General features: G+C 52.9%; 14 protein-coding genes. 8 read left to right on the top strand and 6 right to left on the bottom strand.

The features are described 5' to 3' along the window. Positions 1–4: 4 nt before the first annotated feature. Positions 5–1,120 carry a multinuclear nonheme iron-dependent oxidase gene (locus BXP70_RS26350; protein ID WP_218779874.1) on the top strand — a complete coding sequence of 372 codons (1,116 nt, stop codon included), beginning with the start codon at positions 5–7 and terminating at the stop codon, positions 1,118–1,120. Between the two features lie 115 nt (positions 1,121–1,235). After that, the gene (locus tag BXP70_RS26355; RefSeq protein WP_086597119.1) at positions 1,236–2,684 is read left to right on the top strand and encodes a Gfo/Idh/MocA family protein; all 1,449 of its coding nucleotides are present in this window, start codon (positions 1,236–1,238) and stop codon (positions 2,682–2,684) included. Positions 2,685–2,954: 270 nt separating this feature from the next. On the opposite strand, the gene BXP70_RS30085 is transcribed toward BXP70_RS26355, so the two are convergent. Beyond that, positions 2,955–3,107: a hypothetical protein gene (locus BXP70_RS30085; RefSeq protein ID WP_179197858.1), complete on the bottom strand. Its 153-nt coding sequence runs from the start codon at positions 3,105–3,107 to the stop codon at positions 2,955–2,957. Positions 3,108–3,121: 14 nt separating this feature from the next. Between BXP70_RS30085 and galB the strand changes: the two genes are divergently transcribed. The 5 genes from galB (at position 3,122) to ppk1 (ending at position 12,445) form a co-directional block, all read left to right on the top strand. Further along, on the top strand, positions 3,122–5,611 hold the full coding sequence (gene galB / locus BXP70_RS26360; protein WP_086597120.1) for a beta-galactosidase GalB: 2,490 nt from the start codon (positions 3,122–3,124) through the stop codon (positions 5,609–5,611). Between the two features lie 498 nt (positions 5,612–6,109). Next, positions 6,110–7,444: a T9SS type A sorting domain-containing protein gene (locus tag BXP70_RS26365; protein ID WP_086597121.1), complete on the top strand. Its 1,335-nt coding sequence runs from the start codon at positions 6,110–6,112 to the stop codon at positions 7,442–7,444. 179 nt (positions 7,445–7,623) lie between these two features. Beyond that, positions 7,624–9,606 (top strand): DNA topoisomerase (ATP-hydrolyzing) subunit B, encoded by a 1,983-nt coding sequence (gyrB, locus tag BXP70_RS26370; protein ID WP_086597122.1) that lies wholly within the window; start codon positions 7,624–7,626, stop codon positions 9,604–9,606. Positions 9,607–9,672: 66 nt separating this feature from the next. Next, the gene (locus BXP70_RS26375; protein ID WP_086597123.1) at positions 9,673–10,050 is read left to right on the top strand and encodes a RidA family protein; all 378 of its coding nucleotides are present in this window, start codon (positions 9,673–9,675) and stop codon (positions 10,048–10,050) included. 58 nt (positions 10,051–10,108) lie between these two features. Beyond that, the gene (gene ppk1, locus BXP70_RS26380) at positions 10,109–12,445 is read left to right on the top strand and encodes a polyphosphate kinase 1 (protein ID WP_245849758.1); all 2,337 of its coding nucleotides are present in this window, start codon (positions 10,109–10,111) and stop codon (positions 12,443–12,445) included. A gap of 108 nt (positions 12,446–12,553) precedes the next feature. Here ppk1 and BXP70_RS26385 read toward each other — a convergent pair whose 3' ends face one another. The 5 genes from BXP70_RS26385 to topA form a co-directional block, all read right to left on the bottom strand. Continuing rightward, complete coding sequence (locus BXP70_RS26385) at positions 12,554–13,540, bottom strand: Ppx/GppA phosphatase family protein (protein WP_086597124.1); 987 nt, start codon at positions 13,538–13,540, stop codon at positions 12,554–12,556. Positions 13,541–13,869: 329 nt separating this feature from the next. After that, a complete protein-coding gene (locus BXP70_RS26390) occupies positions 13,870–17,616 on the bottom strand; it encodes a ShlB/FhaC/HecB family protein (RefSeq protein WP_086597125.1) in 3,747 nt (1,248 codons plus the stop codon). Between the two features lie 106 nt (positions 17,617–17,722). Continuing rightward, positions 17,723–18,430 carry an SIR2 family NAD-dependent protein deacylase gene (locus BXP70_RS26395; protein ID WP_086597126.1) on the bottom strand — a complete coding sequence of 236 codons (708 nt, stop codon included), beginning with the start codon at positions 18,428–18,430 and terminating at the stop codon, positions 17,723–17,725. A gap of 25 nt (positions 18,431–18,455) precedes the next feature. Next, entirely contained in the window at positions 18,456–19,184 is a 729-nt protein-coding gene (locus BXP70_RS26400; protein ID WP_086597127.1) for a DUF4846 domain-containing protein, read from the bottom strand. A gap of 263 nt (positions 19,185–19,447) precedes the next feature. After that, entirely contained in the window at positions 19,448–21,898 is a 2,451-nt protein-coding gene (topA, locus tag BXP70_RS26405) for a type I DNA topoisomerase (RefSeq protein ID WP_086597128.1), read from the bottom strand. A 410-nt stretch (positions 21,899–22,308) separates the two neighbouring features. Here topA and BXP70_RS26410 point away from each other — a divergent pair. Then, positions 22,309–23,152, top strand: an 844-nt coding sequence (locus BXP70_RS26410; protein ID WP_245849759.1) for a HAMP domain-containing protein, incomplete at its 3' end; no start/stop codon positions are given.

A 23,152-nucleotide genomic window follows, 5' to 3' on the forward strand; every position in this document is an offset into this window, starting at 1 on the left:
TACTATGCTGGCTTCCATCGCCTGCAATCTAGACGCTGATATTTTATCGGCGGCTTTCCCATTGTTGGAAGAAGGCCAAGTAGAAGCGTTGGAGTGGTCATTCGACACCCTGTTCTGGGCCGAGCAGGTGCCCAGTTGGTTCACCGAACTACTGACCACCTATAGCAACCACAATCGGCTAGTGGGGCATGGGATGTTTTTCTCGCTGCTATCGGGTAAGTGGACGCTTGAACAGCAGCAATGGCTACGTCAACTGCACCAGCTAGCAGCTCAGTTTCGCTTTGATCACATAACGGAGCACTTCGGCTTTTTTACAGGCCAAAATTTTCATTATGGAGCGCCTCTGCATGTGCCTTATTGCGAGGCCACTTTGCGGATTGGCCAAGACCGGCTGCGCCGAATTTATGAGGCCTGCCAGTGCCCGGTGGGACTGGAGAACCTAGCCTTTTCCTACTCGCTTGAAGAAGTAAAGCAACACGGCGCCTTCCTAGAAAAGCTAATAAAGCCAGTAAACGGGTTTCTAATTCTAGACTTGCATAATGTATACTGTCAGCTGCACAACTTCTCTGTTGCGTTCGAAGAGCTAGTGATGTTGTACCCAACGGATCGGGTGCGGGAAATTCACATTTCGGGAGGCAGCTGGGAAGGTTCGGTATCGGCGCCGGGCGGAAGGGTGCGCCGAGACACGCATGATGAAGCCGTGCCGGAAGAGGTCTTTCAGCTACTTGATGCCACGCTACCTAGGTGCCCTAATGTGAAATACGTTGTGCTAGAGCAGCTAGGTAATGGCTTGAAGACAGAACCCAGTAAAATACAGTTTCGACAAGATTTTCTGAGGATGCAAGCCTTGGTAGCAAAACACCGGGACCACACCTCGCGCCCGCTGACCAATACTTTCCTGCCGTTGCACCCGCTACCACCTAGCTCGATTATAGAAGACGAGGAGTTGTACAAGCAGCAGCTGCAACTCTCCCACATCTTAGAAACGGCTTCCTCCTCTGACGAAGCTCAGCGCTTGCTCCATGCATCAACCTTAGCAAAAACTGCCTGGAAAATAGAGCAGTGGGAACCGCATATGTTGCAGACGGCCGTTGACATTGCGCAAAAGTGGAAGAAATAAGCTAGCCCTTTTTGGGTGAGCCAAGTGACCTAGTAGGAAGGTTAGAGTAGGATATTGCCGGATAATTTTTATACCTTTTCCCGCTCTCTATATCTGTCTGCTCTATTCACCCACTATGAACCAGAATTCTGAGTCCCCCTCGCGCCGCAAGTTTATTAAGCAGAGTGCTGCTGCGGCAGCTAGCTTTATGATTGTGCCACGCTTTGTGCTTGGCGGTAAAGGCTATACCGCCCCGAGCGACCAGCTTGTAGTAGCCGGTATTGGCGCAGGTGGCAAAGGCGAAAGTGACATTGCCGCCTTTGCCAAAACGGGCAAAGCACGCATTGGCTATCTATGCGACGTTGATGATCGTCGTGCTGCTAAATCGATTAAGTCGTTCCCACAGGCCAAGTATTACAAAGATTGGCGCGAGCTGCTCGACAAAGAAGCCAAGAACATTGACGCGGTGTCGGTATCGACGCCCGATCACAACCACGCCATCATCACGTTGGCTGCCATGGAGCTCGGCAAGCACGTGTACGTGCAAAAGCCGCTGACCCACGATATCTACGAGGCGCGTATGCTCACCGAAGCCGCCAAGCGCTACAAGGTTGTGACGCAGATGGGCAACCAGGGTGCCTCCAACGACGGCGTGCGGCAGTTGCAAGAATGGTACGACGCTAAGATCATCGGCGACGTGCACACGGTGTACTGCTGGACTGACCGCCCCGTATGGCCCCAAGGTATTGCCTGGCCCACCACAACTGCCAGCGTGCCAGCAGAGCTCGACTGGGACTTGTGGCTTGGTACGGCGCCCCAGCGCCCCTACGTTGATCACCTAATACCATTCAACTGGCGCGGATGGTGGGAGTATGGTACCGGTGCCCTCGGCGACATGGGCTGCCACCTGATGGAAGCACCATTCAAAGTGCTTGGCCTGACTTATCCCAAGGCGGTACAGGCCAGCGTAGGCAGCGTGTACGTAGACGAGTTTAAGCGTGGCTACTTCCCCGAGAGCTGCCCGCCGTCGAGCCACGTAGTTCTTACTTTCCCCAAAACAGACAAGACCAAAGGTGACATAAAAGTACACTGGATGGATGGGGGCATCCAGCCGGAGCGCCCCGCTGAGCTAGGTCCGGATGAAATGTTCGGCGACAATGGCAACGGTATCCTTTTCATCGGCAAAAAAGGTAAGATGATGGCCAGCACCTACTCACTCGATCCGCGCTTGCTGCCTACTTCGCGCACCCAAGAGGTGAAGGTGAAGCAGAGGTATGAGCGCGTGCCAGACCAAGCCAACGGACACTATGGCCAGTGGGTGGAAGCTTGCCTAGCCGGCTACGGCAACAAACAAGTGAGCTCACCTTTCGAGCAAGCGGGCCCCCTGACGGAAGCGCTGCTGATTGCCAACCTAGCTATTCGTGGCTACGACGTGCAGCGTCCCAAATCCTCCGGCTCCGGCGTAGATTATCCCGGCCGCGGCGTTGAACTGCTGTGGGACCCTAAGCAGATGAAAGTAACCAACCTAGACGACGTGAACCGCTTCGTGAAGCGCGATTACCGTACTGGTTGGAAGCAAAGCTAGATTCTCCGAATTAGCTGGATAACACGCGGTAGTGCCTGCAATGTGCGGGCGCTACCGCGTGTTTGTTTTAAAGGGGTAGGTGTATGCGCTGCGAAGGGAGTGCACAACGCCCGCCATATAGAATTTGCCCCCGCTTTTTTCAGAAAATGCCCACGGACTTCTGCGGAGCGCCGTCTTTACATTTGCAGCAGTGAGGCCAATGCGTTCAGCCAACGTGACAGCTAGCTTTTTGACTTAGTTGGCCTGAAAAGTTACGGGCATCGTGCTTGACTAGCCGCTAAAAATGACCAACGCCGCGTAAGTTGCGCCCTCAATGTAGCCCAACCTAGGTGTAAAAGCCTTTCCTAGCCGCATCCGCCAAGAAAATCGCGCGTCAATCTTATTGTTTTCGTCCTGCCCTAGGGTCAGGTATTCTGTTTTCATTTTCCGTACTGCTTATGCTACGTTTTGCCTCAAGGGCTTTTTTGTTTGCCGGTTTGCTTTCAATAGTCGATCCGGCAGTGGCCCAAACACGCCGCGAATACCTGTTTGATAAGAATTGGAAGTTTACCAAAGGTGACGTAGCGGGGGCTGCCGACCCGGCTTTTAAGGATGCAAAGTGGCAAACGGTAAGCGTGCCGCACGACTGGGCTATTTACGGTCCCTTCAGCGGCACCAACGACCAGCAAGAGGTCAAGATTGAGCAGAACCAAGAGCAAAAAGCAAGCGTGAAAACGGGCCGGACAGGCGGCTTGCCGTTCATCGGTACGGGCTGGTATCGGCGCCGCTTCACTGTGCCACAGTTTACGGCCGGCCAGCGTGCTCTGCTGCTCTTTGATGGGGCGATGAGTGATGCGCACGTATTCGTAAACGGGAAAGAAGTGGGACGCTGGCCCTACGGCTACAACTCCTTTTCCTTCGACATAACCCCTTACCTGCAAGCGAGTGGCGAGAACACGTTAGCCGTACGGTTGCAAAATAAATCGGAGGCCTCCCGCTGGTACCCCGGCGCTGGCCTTTACCGCAACGTGCACCTGATTGTAACCGAGGATGTGCACATTCCGGTGTGGGGTACCTACCTGACAACCCCCGAAATCAATGCCGACTTCGCCAAAGTAAAGCTCATTACCCAGGTCGAGACGCCCAACAAAGCTTTTCAACCACTCCGGCTCGAAACTGAAATTCGCGACAATGCCGGGCAAGTGGTAGCCAAAACCTCAACCTCGCTGGCGGCTACCGATGGGCTAGCTTTTGAGCAAAACCTCGTGGTGCCGAAGCCGAAACTATGGTCGCCGGAAACCCCGACGCTCTATACGGCATCTTCCAAGCTGTACGCTGGCGATGCGCTCAAGGACGAGTACAACACCCCGTTTGGGGTGCGGTCGTTTAAGTTTGAGGCTAAGAGAGGCTTTTCGCTGAACGGACAGCCCCGCAAGTTCAAGGGCGTGTGCAACCACCACGACCTAGGGATGCTGGGCACGGCCGTGAACACGGCCGCCCTGCGGCGTCAGTTGGCCTTGCTAAAAGACATGGGCTGCGATGCTATCCGTACATCGCATAACATGCCAGCGCCGGAGCTAGTGAGTCTGTGCGACGAGATGGGCTTTATGCTGATGGTAGAGTCATTCGACGAGTGGAAGTCGCCCAAGGTGAAAAACGGCTATAGCCAGTACTTCGACGAGTGGTCGGAGAAGGACCTGGTGAACATGGTGCACCGCGACCGAAACCATCCGAGCGTGATTATGTGGAGCATCGGCAACGAGGTGCCTGACCAAAGTGCCCCCGGCGGCGGTAAGATTGCCAAGCGGCTGCAAGACATTGTGCACCGCGAAGATCCCACGCGCCCCGTAACGGCTGGCATGGACCGCATCGATGATGCCATCAATAAAAACTTCGCTTCGGTGCTTGATATAGCCGGCTTCAACTACAAGCCCATGCGCTACGAGATGGCCAACGATAAGCTGCCTCAAGGCTTTATCCTAGGCACCGAAACCGCCTCCACAGTGAGCTCGCGCGGCGTGTACAAGTTTCCGGTGGAGCCCGCTAAGCAGAAAAAGTACCCAGACAATCAGTCGTCGTCCTATGATTTGGAAGCGTGCGTGTGGTCGCAGACACCCGACGAGGAGTTTGTGAAGCAAGATGACCTAGGTTTCGTTATTGGCGAATTCGTTTGGACGGGGTTCGACTACCTAGGTGAGCCCACACCCTACGATGAGGTCTGGCCTTCACACAGCTCCTACTTTGGCATCCTGGACTTGGCTGGCCTGCCCAAGGACCGCTATTACTTGTACCGAGCCAAGTGGAACACGCAACAGCCCACCGTGCATTTGTTACCACACTGGACGTGGCCCGGCCGCGAAGGACAACCCACCCCCGTGTTTTGCTACACCAATGTCCCCACGGCTGAGCTGTTTGTCAACGGCAAAAGCCAGGGCAAGCAGACCAAAGCCCCCTCCGACAAGCCGCAGTCCCGCTACCGATTAATGTGGAACGACGTGAAGTACGAACCCGGCACCATCAAAGTGGTGGCCTACGACGCGCAAGGCAAAGTAGTAGGAGAGGAGGAAGTTAAGACGGCGGGCAAACCGCACCACGTCAAACTTGTAGCCGACCGGACCACCCTAGCCGCCGACGGCCAAGACCTAGCTTTCGTGACGGCCCGGGTGGAAGACGCCCAGGGTAACCTTTGCCCCGAGGCTACCAATGAATTGCAAGTCAGTGTGAAAGGCCAAGGCTCGTTCCGGGCCATTGGCAACGGCGATGCCACTAGCCTCGAGCTGTTTCATCTGCCCCATATGCACGCCTTTCATGGGGAACTCGTTGCCGCCGTGCAGACGCGAGAGCAACCCGGCGACGTGCAAGTGAGCGTGTCAGGGAAAGGTTTGAAAAGCGCCACGCTCCGTCTGCAAACTGCGGCCGCACCCGCAAAAGCCAACGGCAGCCGGTAAAGTGATTTGTACGCCGGCCTGTCCAGAATAAAGCTGTAAGACAAGTTCTATTACGCAAAAAGGCGAACTGATACTAAGTCAGTCCGCCTTTTTGCGTAATAGGAAGCAGGTGAAGCTAGGTTTTCCGTAAATGAAACAGTTAGCTTTTATTCATTGGGGTAACCCTATAATTACCGTTACTTACCCTACTATCACCGGACGATGTAGTTGCCGTCGCTTTTCTACCAGATAGAGTTGGACACGCTACTACATGCCCCCAAATAACCTAGAGGCAAATAGTATTTCTGCTGCTTGCTATGCGGCTAGGTGAGGGGCGCCGGTAGCGGTTACTCACAAAATAAATCGGTGCATGCCACCAGCTAGAGATGATGACCAACTTTACACATGGAGTTATAAAATATTGCATAATTCACTGATAATGATTGGATAGTCAGATGAGTGCTTATATTTAATCACCATTTAGTTAATAGTTTCTCATCCCTTACACCACCAATCATCATGAAAAAACCTCTACTTCTTTTAGCCGGCATGGTGCTAGGCAGTTATGCAGCCCAGGCCCAATGGGTGCTCCAGCCCTTCACTTTTCCCGATGCCTACCAGGCCGCCTACAACCTAGATGCGGTAGATGCCAACGTAGTATGGGCCTCTGGTAACGACTTGCTGGAAGGCACAGCCAACCAATATGCACGCACCACCAACGGTGGCACTGCTTGGTCGACGGGCACCATTACCAACCTAACCAGTGCCGAAACCATCACCGGCATTGCCGGCGTGAATGCTACTACTGCTGTTGTTTGCGTAACCACTGGCACCACAGGTCGCATCCTGAAAACGGTGAACGGCGGTACTACTTGGACGGCGCAAACGACTGCTACGCAGTTTGCCGGCCCTAGCAGTTTCCCCAATTTTATAAGTTTCTTCTCAGCGACGGAAGGTATTTGCGTGGGTGATCCGCCCACGGGTACGGCTTTTGAGATTTATACCACCGCCGACGCGGGTACCACCTGGACGCGTGTACCGGCTGCCAGCGTGCCGGCCGCGCAAGCCGGCGAAACCGGCATTGTGAAGCGCTTCGCTGTGCTTGGCAACAGCTGCTGGTTTGCTACCACCAATGGCCGGGTATATTACTCCTCCAACAAAGGCCAAACTTGGGGCGTGAGCAGCACCGGCCTGAACACGGGCCCCGAGTCTACTCCCGACCTAGCTTTCACGAGCGCCACTAACGGTATTGCCGTTTCTGGGGAGCTTGGAGGCGCCACTCACACTATTGCCCGCACCACCAACGGCGGCGTTACCTGGACGCCCACTACGTTTACGGGTACCGTGCACGGGGAAGTAAGCGGGGTGCCTGGCACGAATGAATATCTATCTGTGGGCTTGCTCGACGACCTAGGCTCCTCCTACAGCCGTAACGGCGGCCTAACTTGGACAACGCTGGAAACCACCCGCAACCATGCCTCCCTTGACATAGTGAACCCAACTGTGGCGTGGTCTGGGGCCTTCGATGTAAACAACTTTGCTGGCGTCGGGGTATACAAGCTTAACTCAACGGTGTTAGGCAATAGCAAGGATGTAGCTCTGCAAAAGGGCCTAAGTGTATATCCTAACCCAAGTGCCGACGGTCAGTTCACGGTGCAGCTCGCTACGGGGCTTGCGGCAGAGGCTCAAGTGCAAGTATTTGACGCACTCGGTCGCAACGTATGCTCGCAGACGGTGAAGGCAGCAGCTAAACCCGTATTTGCCATAAACCTAGCACAGCAGAGCGCTGGCGTTTACACCTTGCAGGTGCGCACCGAAGGCGGCGTAGCACAGCAGAAGTTGGTGGTGAAATAACGAGCTTACGGCTAGCTATAAGGGAGCCTTCCTCCTACTGGGGGAAGGCTTCTTTGTACCCTAGCTTTTTGCAGATTTTTTGGGCAGAAGAGGGCTCTGAAACCCGCAAATTCTGGCAAAAATGGAATAAAATCGGTATCTTTGCCTATTAATCTTTGCGCTGAATTTACAGGCAACACATGAGCGAAACGAAAGAAATAAAAGCCCCCGATGCATACTCCGCTGATAGTATTCAGGTACTAGAAGGACTGGAGGCCGTACGGAAGCGTCCGGCCATGTATATCGGCGATATTGGCATCAAAGGTCTGCACCACTTGGTGTGGGAAGTAGTCGACAACTCCATCGACGAAGCCTTAGCTGGCCACTGCGACCTGATTCAGGTCACCATCAACGAAAATAACTCTGTCACCGTCCGTGATAATGGCCGTGGCATTCCTGTCGATTTCCACCAGAAAGAAGGCCGCTCGGCGCTAGAAGTGGTCATGACGGTGCTGCACGCCGGTGGTAAATTTGATAAAGATTCCTACAAAGTCTCCGGTGGTCTGCACGGCGTGGGCGTAAGCTGCGTGAATGCGCTAAGCAAAGACCTAAAGGTAACCGTGCGCCGCAATGGCCACGTCTACGAGCAGGAATACAAAATAGGTCACCCGCAGTACCCGGTGAAAGAAATCGGTGACACCGAGGAGCACGGCACCCAAGTCAACTTCTTGCCCGACGATACTATCTTCACCGAAAGCGTTTACAAATACGAGACTATTGCAACGCGTTTGCGCGAGCTAGCTTACCTAAACAAAGGCATTCGCATCACCCTCACCGACCGTCGGGAGAAAGACGCCGACGACAAGTTCCTCTATGAGGAGTTCTTCTCGGAAGGTGGCCTGAGTGAGTTTGTGAATTACCTCGATAGTGGCCGGGCCGTGTTGATGCCCAAGCCAATCCACGTAATTACGGAGAAAGGCGGCACCCCAGTAGAGGTAGCGTTGCAGTACAATGACTCTTATCAAGAGCACATTTACAGCTACGTCAACAACATCAACACCATCGAAGGTGGCACGCACGTAGCGGGCTTCCGCTCGGCGCTGACGCGTACGCTCAAGGCCTACGCAGACAAGTCGGGAATGCTGGAGAAGGCCAAGGTGGAAATTCAGGGCGACGACTTCCGCGAAGGCCTTACCGCCGTTATTTCGGTGAAGGTGCAGGAACCACAGTTTGAAGGCCAGACCAAAACCAAGCTAGGCAATTCCGACGTGAGTGGTGCGGTGAACCAAGCTGTAGGCGAAATCCTGAACCAGTACTTGGAGGAAAACCCCAAGGAAGCGCGCATCATCGTGGAGAAGGTGATTCTGGCCGCTCGCGCTCGTATCGCTGCCCGCAAGGCCCGCGAAATGGTACAGCGCAAAACGGTACTGGGTTCTAACAGCTTGCCCGGTAAGCTAGCCGACTGCTCGGAGTCTGATCCCAAAATATGCGAACTATACTTGGTGGAAGGTGACTCGGCCGGTGGTACTGCCAAGCAAGGCCGCAACCGCGCGTTCCAGGCTATTCTGCCCTTGCGGGGTAAAATCCTGAACGTGGAGAAAGCCCAAGAACACCGCATCTACGAGAACGAGGAAATCAAGAACATGATTACCGCGCTCGGCGTGTCGTTTGGTACGCCCGCCAACGCAGAAACGGGCGCTGAAGCGGATCCGAAAGGCTTGAACACTGATAAGTTGCGTTACCACAAGGTCATCATCATGACGGATGCTGACATCGACGGTTCGCACATTCGGACGCTGATCCTTACCTTCTTCTTCCGCTACATGCGCGAGCTGGTGGATCGGGGCTATATCTACATTGCCCTGCCACCGCTTTACCTCGTGAAGCGCGGCAAAGAAGAGCGCTACTGCTGGACTGAGCAGGAGCGCCAGGAAGCCCAGGAAGATATGGGGCGCGGCAAGCCGGAAACTGTAAATGTGCAGCGTTATAAAGGCCTAGGCGAGATGAACGCCGAGCAGCTGTGGACCACCACTATGCAGCCCGACACTCGCTCCCTAAAGCAAGTAACGGTAGAATCAGCGGCGGAAGCCGACCACCTGTTCTCCATGCTCATGGGTGATGAAGTAGCCCCGCGGCGCGACTTTATCGAACGCAACGCCAAGTACGCCAAACTCGACGTGTAATGACCGTTGAATAAGAAAAAGCCCGCTCTAAAGCGGGCTTTTTTATTCCTTTATCTCTCCACTAACATGCGACAACTTATTTCCTCCGGGGCTCCTTGGGAGCCTATCGTCGGCTATTCGCGTGCTGTGCGCGTGGGCAACGTAGTGGAAGTAGCAGGCACGACCGCCCAGGATGGCGACGGGGTGTTGGGGGCAGATGCGTATGCCCAAACCAAGCGAGCGTTGGAAAAGATAGGCACCGCCTTGCAGGAAGCCGGTGCTGCCTTTGAACATGTCGTTCGCACGCGTATTTACGTTACGGATATAACGCAGTGGGAAGCCGTGGGCCGCGCACACGGAGAAGTATTTGGAGCTATTCGCCCAGCCTCCTCCATGGTCGAGGTAAAAGCCCTAATTGACCCTAGGTTACTGGTAGAAATCGAAGCAACCGCCATTATTTCTTAATTAAGAATTGTACCGCTAAGCTGCTTACCTGCGTATATTATTCTTCCTTTGCTCAACTATGAAACTCTTTAAATCTGCCGACCTCATTCGCAAAAGCAAGTACATCAGCCGTGACCTAAGCTGGATGCGCTTCAACTACCGTGTGCTCGATCAAGCCAAAGATCAGTCGCGCACGTTGTTCGATCGATTGCGTTTTTTGAGTATTACTTCTTCCAACCTGGACGAGTTTTTCATGATCCGGGTAGGTTCTTTATATAATTACCTAGACTATGGCAAGGAGCGCGTCGACTATTCGGGGTTGCGCGAGTTGCCATTCCGGCGCAAGCTGCTGGATTTTGCGCATCGCTTTGTCAATGATCAGTCCATCACGTACTTAAATGAACTGAAGCCGCTGTTCGAAAAGAACGGCTTCAACATTTTGCGGATGGATGAGCTCACGGAAGTGGAAATGAAGAAGGCTGATGGCTACTTCAAGAACACCATCTTTCCCTTGCTCACACCCATGGTGTTTGACTCCTACCACGGCTTTCCGCTGATGATGAACCAAATGCTCATCTTCGGCGTGGTAACACACACGCAAGCCGAACCTGAGATTGGGAAAGGACACGAGCGCCTCACCTTCGTACAGATTCCACAAAACCTATCGCGCTTTTTCGAACTCACGCGCAAAGACAAGGTGATTTTTGTGCCGATTGAAGAAATCGTGCGAGCCAACTTACCAAAGCTGTTCCGCAACGTAGAAATTGCCTCCGCCAACCTGTTCCGGATTACCCGCAACGGTGACTTCACGCTGGAAGAATCCGATGACATCGACATGGACTTCATCAAAGAAATTCAGGTTGGGCTGAAGACGCGCAAAAAGGGTCGTGTGGTACGACTAGAGGTAGAAAAAGATGCCTCTCCGGTGCTGATGGACGTGCTGAAGGAGCGGTGGCGGATTGATAACGGCAACGTGTTCGTGATCAACTCTATGATTGATATGAAGGGGCTGCTGCAAATCATACGGCACCCTAACTTCCGTGGCAAGGCCGTCAAAATGCCTTCGCCGGTGGCCCCTTTGAGCCTGCCAGAAGGCGCCGAAGACAATCTCTTCGACTACCTTAAGCACCACGATATTCTGCTGCACCATCCTTACAATAGCATTGAGCCCGTGGTGCGCCTGCTAGAGCTAGCCGCCGAAGACCCACACGTACTTGGTATCAAGCAGACGATTTACCGCTTGGCAGACGACTCGCGCGTGACAGCAGCTTTGCTAAAGGCTGCCGAGAACGGTAAGCACGTATCCGTACTGTTTGAGGTGAAAGCTAGGTTCGACGAGGAGCGCAACATCCGGGAAGGCGCTAAGCTAGAAAAGGCCGGCTGCTTCGTTATTTATGGCGTGGGTAAGTACAAGACACACACCAAGATGCTCCAGATCATCCGTAAGGAAGGGGAGAAGGTAACGCGCTATGTGCACATCGGCTCGGGCAATTACAACGAGCAAACCTCGCGCCTCTACACCGATGTTAGCCTGCTAACAACGAACGACGTGTACGGGCACGATGTATCCGAGTTCTTCAACGTTATTACTGGTCATTCGCAACCCGATGACTATGAGTACCTCATCACGGCGCCAAAAGACATGCGCCAGCAGCTCATTCATCTGATTCGCGAGGAAATTAGGAACGCGAAGAAGGGCTTGCCGAGCGGTATTGTGATGAAGATGAACTCGTTGGAGGATAAAGAGACAATTGATGAATTGTACCGCGCTTCCAAAGCCGGGGTTCCCGTGCGCTTTGTTGTGCGCGGCATTTGTTGTTTACGTCCAGGCCGGCCGGGATTAAGTGAGAACATTGAGGTACGGAGTATTGTAGGCGATTATCTAGAGCACGCTCGTTTATTTTACTTTCATCAGGCTGGCATGCCGAAAGTATATGCTGGCTCGGCCGATATCATGGTGCGCTCCTTTGATCGACGCATCGAAGCGCTGTTCCTGGTTATGAACCCCCAGCTTAAGCGAGAGGTAATCAGCATTATCATGCTTAACCTGCAAGACAATCAGAATGCCTACCTGATGCGCGAGGATGGCGCCTACGTGCGCGTACGCCCACGGGCCGACGAGCCTATTGTAAACGTGCACCGAGACTTCTACCGGCGCGATGAGGAGCGTATAGCAGCTGCCACGCCCGAAGGCTTACTGCACTTGCTTTTGCAACAAGCCATACGCAACCAGCAAGCTGCTGAGGCAGAAGCAGACCAAGTGACTGCTAGTGAAGCCATCCTCGCAACGGAAATGGCTTGCGAAGACTCTTTGTCTGATGACGCTGAGTATGCGCATTCTGTTGCAATTGGAGAAGGTGAACTAGGTGAAGCTGTAATGCCGGAAACTTACCTAGGTAAGCCTCTGTCAGAATAGCTCAGGAGTGGGTATAAGCCCAAGGCGTAGATTATAAAAAAGGACCTAGCTGCCAAGCAGCTAGGTCCTTTTTTATTGTTTGTGGAGCGGCGCAGTGGTGGGTAGAATCTATTCTACTTCGCGGGCTCGCGCTTGCACTTGCGTAATGGGTTTGCGACCAGAGTGGTCACTAGCTGGGCGTATTTCTTCAAAATGATCTTCGAATAAGGCCTGCAGCATACCATCCTTGAGGCCAATATCTGGCACCTGCATGGTATTGATGTTGGCCCATTCCATGGCTGACAGGTAAATCTGGCCAGCGGGCACAATGACGTCGGCACGGTCGGGGTTAAGCATGGCCACGTTCACGCGTTCATCCATGGTCATTTTACTAAGCTGCTGAAGCACACTAGCAATGCGGCGGCGCGAAACGGGTTTCTCTAAGCTAGGTTGGGCAATGCTATAGATCTTGTTGATGTTGCCACCCGTGCCAATAGCCTGCGTAACGTGGTAGCGGCGCGCATTTTCCTTTACCCAATCCTCCATGCGCTGCCATTTTTCATTCAGCGAATCATCGGACTTAACACCTTCTTCCTGCTGCATGCGCCGGATAGAGCCCACTTCAAACGACTGAGAAGCTACCTTGCGCCGGTCGTGGTAAATGTTGAATTCGGTACTGCCTCCACCCACATCAATGTGCAAGTAGTGTTTCTTGTCTTCCAACAGATACTCAATCACACGGTTGATGTAAGCTGCTTCGGCCTGCCCGTCGATGACGTTGATCGTCATACCTAGCTCGCGCTGTACTCGCTCCACAATAGCGGCCGCATTGCTCGACATGCGCATAGCCGACGTAGCGCAGATAAGGTAGTGGGCCACCTCATGCACCTCCATAAGCAGCTTGAGCGAATGAAGAAACTTGAAGAACTTATCAGCTTTGGCCGGTGAAATTTCACCGGTGGCAAATACGTCTTCGCCTAGCCGCATGGGGTAGCGCACGTATTCTACGCGCTTGAGGCGGTATCGGTCGCCGTAGTGAAGTACAGCCGAAATTTGGCAGCGTACTGCATTTGAGCCAATATCAATGGCCGCAAGTTTTAGGAGAGGATATTCCAAAAGCGCAGAATCTTATGTGTTCTATAGACTGAAATTGTGGGTGGGTGGGCTTTGGTAGAAAAACAGAGGAGCAGAGAGGCGCCGCAATGGTTGCGTGAGTCAGAAGCCACCAAATAAGGAAAACACGTGGTTGTTGGGGCACAATGACTAGTCAAAAGTAAGAAGTTGAATCACTTTACAGTCTACTTGACGCTAGCCAAGGCTAGTTACGACATCGAAGCAATTTTATAAGCAGCTGATTTTCTTACATAAATATGTCTTAACTTCTGCTCAAAAATAGTTTTACAAGGTTTTGCTTAAGATACGCTACGTGAGAATTACAGCCCGTACTATTGGTCGATGCGGAAGCCCACTCCGAATTGGAGCAACCCGTTCTCAGGGGACTTCTGGTAGGAAACAGATAAAGCTAGCGACTCCGTGACGGGCGCAATGTAGAAGCCCGCCCCAGCAGCGCGGTGCCAGCCGTCGGGTGAAGCGCCCTTGTAGTACACCCGGCCCTGGTCATAGAAGCCGAAAACCCCATAGTAGAAGGGAAGAATACTGTTGCGGGAGCGCCCTACAGCTAAGCGCAATTCCGAGTTGAAATAGGCACTGGCGTCGCCAGTGAAGCGGTTGCGATAATAACCGCGCAAGCCATTCACGAGCCCAATGCTGGTGAACTTGTAGAAAGGAATTTCATCGTCCTTACCATAGTTTTTTGCGCCGCCTGCCTTCAGCACCAGTGTCACGGGCAGGCCAATGCGAGCTGAGCCATAGTACTCGGCAAAACCCTGTGTTAGGCCGAAAGTACCTTTCGTGCCGTTGAGCTGATGATAGGTATCGTGCTGGGCAAACACGCGCACCCCGCGGCGGGCAAAGGTTTGCCGGTCGCGCAAATCGAGGTCAACCAATGCATTTACCCCCACCAGCCGTTGAAAGCTAGTGTTTGGCCGCCGGTCCGAAGGGAGTGGGGTGGGGTTGCCACCACCTAGCAGACTGTTGAAGGTATAATCGGAGGTGTACTGCTCATACGTAGGCCCAAAGCGAAGAACGCTCTTATTGAAAAACACGCGTTCGGCAAAAGCGTTGACGTTATAGCCGCTGTAGCGGGCTTTGTAGAAGTTGCGGTCGTACAGGCCTTCGTCTTTCTTCGTATCGTTGCCGAGACCGAAGAAGTTGTAGAACCGGAAATAGTCGCCGTATTCAGCGCGAGCCCCGATGTCGAACAAGCCAATAGCGTGGCGGTGACGCATGTTCACCGCAATTTGCCGGTTGCCGTTAGTCGTGCCTTGTAAATCAACGCCATATAAGTTCTTGTAGCCAGGTTTGCGGAAACCCTGGCGTACGATATCTAACCCGACCCCTAGGCCAAACCCATCACTGGAATTGTAGATGGCCGTTGCTCTAGGCTTATAACCATCATACTCGAAAGCTTCTCGATCATAGAGGTTTACGCCAAGTTTATTAGAGGTGCGGTTATCACTGTCTTTGTCAAGGTGCAGCTCCGTGTCAGGTACATCGTATACCTTGGTTTTGGTGCGTAAGCCAGCTACGTGCGACTCGTCTGTAATTCGATCTTTGCCGTCGCCGCCGATAATGCGTACTAAGATGCTACGACGCGCTTTGCCTGTCACGGTGAATACATCTTTGCCATCGAGGCCATAAAGGCTTACCTCATCGGTTTCCTTGGGGTGGAAGGTACGGTCGAAGATGGCATCACCATGCGGTTCCTCCGACTCCTTGGCCTTGTCGAACATGCGCACACGCACATCGCCGTTTTCCAGCCGATCCACGAAAAAGACTTCAGCTTTATTAGAGCCAACGACATCGACGCGCTTGGCCAGGAGCAAGTAGTATTCATCTAGCGCCGCCGGGAGCTCCTGGATGCGCGCTTTAAGCTTCCGATTGAGGTCCTGCCCGGAAAGAGGTTGTATTTCTTTGGGCAGCTGCGCCGTGGCTTGGTCGATAGCCGTTGGCGTAACTTTCTGCTGCATGTATTTACCAATGTCCTGCCACTGCTCCCGCGTGAGCGACTGGAGTAAGAAGCGGTCGAGGTGGCGAGCCGGCCAGTTCAGACTTTCCATGTCGTGGAATTCGGCCTGGAAATCCTCGATGCTAGGTACCGCCCACTCGCGGTTAGCTAGGTAGGTCAATACACCGTTCCAGAGGGTAAAGCTCTGGTCCCGGTCGCGCGGAATTGGACGGTAAACCGTTTTGTTTCCTTCCTTGTAACCAGCCCACTTCCAGTTGTCTTCGTGCTTGCCGAAATCGGCCACTAGCATGTCAAAGGCTCGCGCTTTGCCAAGGGCATACGCGTCAATGCGCGTATCATTGTCTTTGTACAGCTGGCGGAAGAAGCTGAAGGAGCGCCGCACCTCATCCGATCCGCCAAAGCCCGGTAAGTTCGGCTTTGGATCCACGGGCCGGTCTTCCAACGTGCCCAGCAAGCCTTTATACTCTTCCCGATAAGGACCGAGTTGGTTGTTGTCGGGCAAAATAAACAACCTAGGTCGGGCGTGCAGAATATCCGTTTGATCGAGCAAAGACCCCGTAACGAGTGCTGAGTAGGGATGTGCCGTGGGCGTAATATCCCGCAGAACGTTAGCCGCAATAGAATTACGCAACTCCGGCGGCAAGATGCGCGTCACATCTTTATCCACGGAGCGAAAAACGAACTCGGAGCTATCGGCCGCAATCAACTTCACGGAGGTTGTTTGCCGTCCGCCACCTTTGCCAAAAATGCGCAACCCACCTTTTTCCTTGCCTAGGTCCAAGGTAGGCACTTGCACCGGCTGCGTCCAAGAGGTGCGATACAAAGGGCCAATCCAAAATTTTCGGCCTTTACTCCCTGCATACTGCGGACCCGGTGCCACGGTCATTGTTGGTTGCCACGGGGCATCTGGCTTAACTTCTGCAACACCTTTTGGTGCCGAAGGGCACTCCGGGATAAAGAAGTTGACCGGCACCTTCGGCGACCTAGGCTCTGTGCAAGCCGACTGAAACAGCGTAGCGGAATAGGCTTCCTTCGCTATAGTCGTATTCTGCTTGTTTGGGTTGAAAGTATAGAAAAAGGCTTTGACGGTACCATCGGCGTAATACTCGAGCTTCGAATAGCCTTCGCGCGCTTCGTTGAACTGTGAGTTAGCATTTGATCCTACGTGCTCATGCTCAACGAAGCTACCGGCCACTAAGTGGTAATTGTTCTCGGCGCGCGTAAGCTGGAGGCTGTAATCGTGAGCAGCAGCATATACTACACCTGGGTTGTCGCGCAAGGTGTTTGTCATTTCCTTGCGAAATGCCTGGTAAGCTGGGTTGGCCATGTCGCGTGGCGTGCCCACGTTCTGCCGATATGCTGCGTAAAAACTTCCAAACACGGGCAGCGGCACGCCGTTGCCGAAAGGAAATAAGTGCCGACCTAGGGGCATCCGTCCACCGTATACACCGTTGCTTACTACAGGTTGGTGGCCTACTAGCAGGACATTTTTACCCTTCGTGTCATCGAGTACGTCTTGCAGCTGTTCCCGAAATTCCTCGCGGGTTAGGGTTTTGCATTCTGTATCGGGCGCCTCGGGCTTGTCGTAAGGGTGTGTCCACCACGGTGTGTTGATAGCGACCAGACGCACCAAGGGCGCTACGTCGATAACTTCCGGGCCCGGGCAGCCACCCGTTGGTGCGAAGGCATTCTGGTTGGGGAGCTGCTGCTCGATGTACTTTTCCAGCCGCTTTACCCGTTTCAGACCATCGGGCCCAGAGTTAGCCCAATCCTTATCACCTGGGATAAAGTAAAATTTGCCATTGGGCAGCCCTTTCACCAGCCCAATGAGAGCGTCGGCGCGGGCTTGCAAATCGGTCCGAGCAGTGTCCTTTTTGCTACCTAGCCCTGCGTTACCCACAATATCACCTAGGTGTACTACGGTGAATGGACTGGTTTGCTGCTCCAACTGCTGCCGCAAGGCTTGCAAATGGGCAGGTGGTATTTCGGCCGTTGCTGTGTTACCCAGCAGATAAACAGTGTGAGCAGGTGTTTGTGCTAACGACGGTATGGTAGTGGCTAGCAGCATGCTAGCTGCTAGCAGGAGAGAAGAGGTTTTCGGCATAGATGACGAGCAAAGCTAAGCTAAAGGCGGTCTACGCAAAAACCAGAGCTGAGGTAGCGCCTGATTAAATTTTGGTTAAGTTCTCGTTTTCCTCTATCCTATAAACTCAAGCTCGTGCCAACAACTCTGCCGCCACCTTAGCCACACCCGTAGTAGCTGGCTCCGTAACAAAGTGCAGGTTGCGGCGGCTCGTAAGCGGCGGCTGATGCGGGTCAATTATATAGGTTGGGCAATTCGTAGGGGTATAATTTATTAGTCCTGCCGCCGGATATACCTGTAAAGAAGTGCCCACAACCATGAAAATAGCAGCCGTGGCAGCTTCTTCAATCGCTCGCTCCATGAGCGGCACATCCTCCCCAAACCACACAATATTTGGGCGGAGTTGATGACCTCTCTCGCATAAGTCACCGAGCTCGATTCGGTCACTAGTCATCGGATAGACTAGTTCCTGGTAACGCGTGCTGCGCGATTCAAATAATTGGCCGTGCAGGTGCATGACACGGCTGCTACCGGCTCGCTCGTGTAGGTCATCCACATTCTGCGTGACCACAACCACTTCGTATGCTTGCTCCAGCGCAACCAGTGCTAGGTGGCCAGCATTGGGTTGCGCCGCCCGCGCCGCTGTTCGGCGCTGGTTGTAAAACTCTAATACCAACTCTGGATTCCGGGTAAATGCTTCTGGGGTGGCAACGTCTTCCACCCGGTGGCCTTCCCAGAGCCCGTCGGCGCCCCGAAAGGTGGCTAGGCCGCTCTCGGCTGAAATACCTGCGCCCGTTAGTACGACTATCTTTTCGCGCTTGTTGGAGGTGGCCATGCAAAAGTGCTTTGGTAAGTGAAAGCTAAAAGCGTCGCAGTTCTGTCGCTGCGAAGATCCATTCGGGCGTACGCACTTCCAGACTAGCGGGGTCCACGGCGTACCATGCTCCTAGGCCCGTACGCGGATGATTCAGGAGGACGTGCACCTGCTGTGCTGGCATGTAGCTTTGAGCTAGCAACATAAATTTTTGTTTGGTGCTGGGGTGCTCTGCCACATCAAGTACTAGTACAGCGTGCCCCGGTGAACCGCCCCGGAGCAGCACGTCGCCGGGTTGGACATCTGCTAGCGGTACAGCCTGAAGCTCCCGACTCAACGACAAAGTGCCCGCGTAATCAAAGATCTGATCGAGATAGCGCCGAAAAACAGCATGAGTGGGCTGTTCTACTGCTTTCTTAACGGACACTACTTCCTCATTCCGAACCAGAAAGCCTTTCCCATTAGACCAGTCCGAAAACCAAATGTCGTGGCCACTGGTAAGGTGGAAATGTATTTGGTTGAGGTTGTGGGTAAATTGGTATTCAGCGCGTAAGCGAATTACAGCATCAGCGCATTGCTGCAAATCGCGTGTGCCTACGTCGAGGTCTAGCACCGCCGCGTGAATGTTCTGCAGGTCTTTTAATTGCCCATTATGGAGTCGAACCGGTGTACCAGTCGGCAATAAAGGTAGATGGCGTAACCAATCACCAAACGAGCCTGCTTCTAGCTGCACACGCTGGCAACCTGGTGGTGGGACGAACCGCTTTGCCAGCATCTGCGTGGAGGAATAAGAGTGAGGCAACCATAAATACAACCTAGGTGGAGCTACGATTTGCTGCGGAGGTGCCAGAGTATAAGAGGTGTGCAGCAACAGAAACAGGCTGAGGCTACGAACGGAAGCAAGAATAGTATACAACACAACTAGCAAAGCAACTTTGTGGATTATTTACGGTACAGTATAAGTACAAAAAAACCGACTGCATTTCGCAAGAAACGCAGCCGGTTAATTATTTAGTACTAAAATTTATTCTAAATCTACTACTTTGCTTTAGCTGTTGGTTTCTTAGCAGCTTTTTTAGCCGGAGCCTTCTTTGCTGCTGCGGTACTGGCAGCTTTCTTCTTAGGTGTATCTACCTTTTCCTCCGGCGCAGGAACTGCTTTCTTCGCAAAACGTCCTCCTTTTGCTGGTTTGTCGGGAGTTTGCTCTGCTAATTCAAGACAGCGTTCCAACGTTAAATCCTTGGGTTCTTCTCCCTTCGGAATCTTTACGTTCTTCTTGCCTACCACGATGTATGGTCCGAAACGGCCATTCAACACCTGCACTTCTGGGTTCTCTGGGAATTCCTTAATCAAACGCTCTGCATCAGCTTTGCGCTTGCCTTCGATCAGGGCAATAGCTTCGGGAGCAGTAATCGTGTGTGGGTCTTGTTCTTTCGTAAGCGAGTAAAATTTACTGTCGTGGCGAATATAAGGGCCGAAACGACCTAGGGCCGCTGTCATATCCTTATCTTCAAACTGGCCAACTACGCGGGGCAGTTTAAACAGATCTAGGGCTTCCTCGATCGTGATGTTCTCGATGAACTGCCCTTTCCGTAGGCTAGCGTACACGGCTTTTTCCTCAGAGCCTTCCTGGGGTTCGATCTGCACATAGGGACCAAAACGACCAAGACGCGCCGTGATTTTTTGCCCTGTTTCGGGATGCGTACCAATCTCTCGGGTAGAACCTAGGGTGCTACGCTCGATGTCCTGGCCACGCTCCACCGTTTCGTGGAAAGTGCCATAGAAATTCGACAGCATATGCTCCCACTGCTCGTGGCCGTTCGCAATCTGGTCGAACTCACCTTCTACTTTCGCCGTGAATTTATAATCAATGATAATGGGGAAGTGCTCCACCAAGAAATCGTTGACTACCATGGCCGTATCCGTGGGAAACAACTTAGCCTTATCAGCGCCGAAAGTCTCCGTTTTGGCTTCAACCTGAACTTCACTTCCCTCTAGGGTGAGTACATGAAACTTACGCTCTTTGCCCTCACGAGTATCTTTCTCTACGTAGCCTCGCTTCTGGATAGTTGAGATAGTAGGCGCATAGGTTGAAGGGCGACCAATACCCATTTCCTCTAGCTTTTTCACCAATGAAGCTTCTGTGTAGCGTGCCGGTGGTTGGGCATAACGTTCCGTGGCGCGCAGTACCTGCAGCGGCAATTCTTGACCAGTCGTTAGAGGAGGCAAACCACGAGAAAACGACGACTCAGCATCCGTATCTTCGTCGTCCTTCGACTCGCTGTACGCCTTCAAGAAGCCCTCAAAAGTGATGACTTCGCCTGTCGCGGTAAGTGCTACGCCTGGTTGGGTGCTGACGCCGATAGTAGCTACGGTACGTTCTATTACAGCATCTGCCATCTGCGAAGCCATGGCGCGCTTGCGGATCAGATCATACAAACGCTGCTCAGCCGAGTCAGCACCAGCTTTTGCGAGTGCAAAATCGGTGGGGCGAATAGCTTCGTGTGCCTCCTGAGCAGAAGCCGACTTAGTTTTGAACTGGCGGGTATGTGCATACTCGGCGCCGTAAGCTCGCTCAATCTCCGCTTGAGCTGCTACTAAGGCATCTTGTGACAGATTCACCGAGTCGGTACGCATGTAGCTGATCTTACCTGCTTCGTACAGCTTCTGAGCAACGCTCATCGTTTGGGCAACGGAGAAACCTAGCTTGCGCGATGCTTCTTGCTGCAACGTGGACGTAGTGAAAGGCGGCGCAGGGGAACGTTTGCCTGGCTTCTTCTCGAGGTTTTCGATGCTGTAAGTAGCTCCAACGCAAAGCGTCAAAAACTCCTGTGCTTCCGCTTGAGTCTTGAAGCGAGTAGGCAGTTCTGCTTCCAATACAGCACCACGACCAGCATCAAAGCGCGCTGTAACACGGTAAGCCGAAGAAGTTTTAAACTGATTGATTTCCCGCTCGCGCTCTACTACCAGTCGCACCGCAACCGATTGCACCCGGCCCGCAGAAAGGCCAGTTTTTACTTTCTTCCACAGCACGGGCGACAACTCAAAACCCACTAAACGGTCGAGCACCCGGCGGGCTTGCTGCGCATTTACCAGGTTCAGGTTTATTGCCCGGGGAGAGTCGATGGCATTAAGGATGGCGTTCTTCGTGATTTCGCGAAACACAATACGGCGCGTTTTTGCGTCGTTTAAGTTCAGCGTTTCAGCTAAGTGCCAGCTAATGGCTTCGCCTTCGCGATCATCGTCACTCGCTAACCATACCGTTTCGGCTTCCTTTGCTAACTTCTTGAGTTGCGCAATAACTTCACGTTTATCAGGCGAAACAACATAAGTCGGTTTAAACCCATTGGCGATGTCAATGGCGTTATTATCCTTCGGCAAATCACGGACGTGGCCGAAGCTAGATTTGACTATAAAGTCCTTACCTAAGTAACCTTCGATGGTTTTGGCTTTGGCAGGTGACTCCACAATGACTAAATTCTTAACCATAAAAGGGTACTAGTGCAGGAGGGAATGCGGTTGTGAGTAGAGAACGGCAGATGAAAAGCAAAAGTTGAATTTTGCCGCAAAGATGCTGGAATAATCCGGTGTAGTTCTACGAATGCACAAGCAATAACCTAGCCGGTCGCATTCTTGGCGAGTATCTTAGTGTGCTTTTGTTTTAACACGGCGATTGCGCCGAGAGGTTCACTGACCTCTCTTTTGGAGAAGTATTACTTCGTAAAATCCTGCATGTAAGCCCCGATTCTAGTGGGAAGACAGTGGTGTAGTTATTACCTTTGTCAGTCTGACTATTGGCTCACTCACTTTGCCAAGATTAGGTTAGCCTTTCTTTTAATAGGCGCTGCAATCTCCCCATTTATATGGCTTCAGGTAAGAATACCAGAACTATCTCTCCCGTGGACGTTCCTTCAGCTACACCGGAAACTACGCCGGAACTCACCCCAACGGCTGCTCCCAACGGGGTAAAGACGAACGGAGAACGCACGTCGAACCACTTGACGCGTCGGCGGGGCAATAACGGTTCAACATCGCGCACACAGAGCCCTGATTATATAAATGAGCAACTAAATCGGGTGCTGTATGCACTAGATGCTTTCAAAAAAGGTGATGTGTCGGTGCGCCTTACTAAGCAAGACGATGACATCTTTGCCGAAATTGCGGAGGCCTATAACTCAATGGTCGAGATGATCGGAGGGGTAGGAGGTGAAGTTTCGCGCATTTCGAAGGTAGCCGGAGTCGAGGGAAACTTGAAAGCGCGCGCCTCCGCTGAAAATGCCGCTGGCTTCTGGCGCGACATGATCAATAACATCAACGGGCTAGTAGATAGTATCGCCGTTCCGGTACTTGAAGTGGGCAAGGTGCTTAAGAACATCTCGAAAGGCAACCTGGATGAAACGTTCCAGATTCCTGTGTCGGGTGACTTCAAAGTGATGGCCGAAACTATCAACAAGACCATTGACAACCTAAACCTGTTCGCCGGCGAAGTAACGCGCGTAGCGCAGGAGGTAGGCACTGAAGGGAAGCTAGGAGGGCAGGCTTCGGTACCAAACGTGGGAGGAGTCTGGAAACAGCTCACCGACAACGTAAACACGATGGCATCAAACCTGACCAGCCAAATGCGTGACATTGCGAATGTCGGCACCGCGGTAGCTAGGGGAGACTTGAGTCAAAAAATCACGGTTGATGTAAAAGGCGAGCTGCTACAATTAAAGCAGAACCTGAACCAGATGGTAGACTCAC

Source organism: Hymenobacter crusticola, assembly GCF_002154225.1.
Taxonomy (GTDB): Bacteria; Bacteroidota; Bacteroidia; order Cytophagales; family Hymenobacteraceae; genus Hymenobacter; species Hymenobacter crusticola.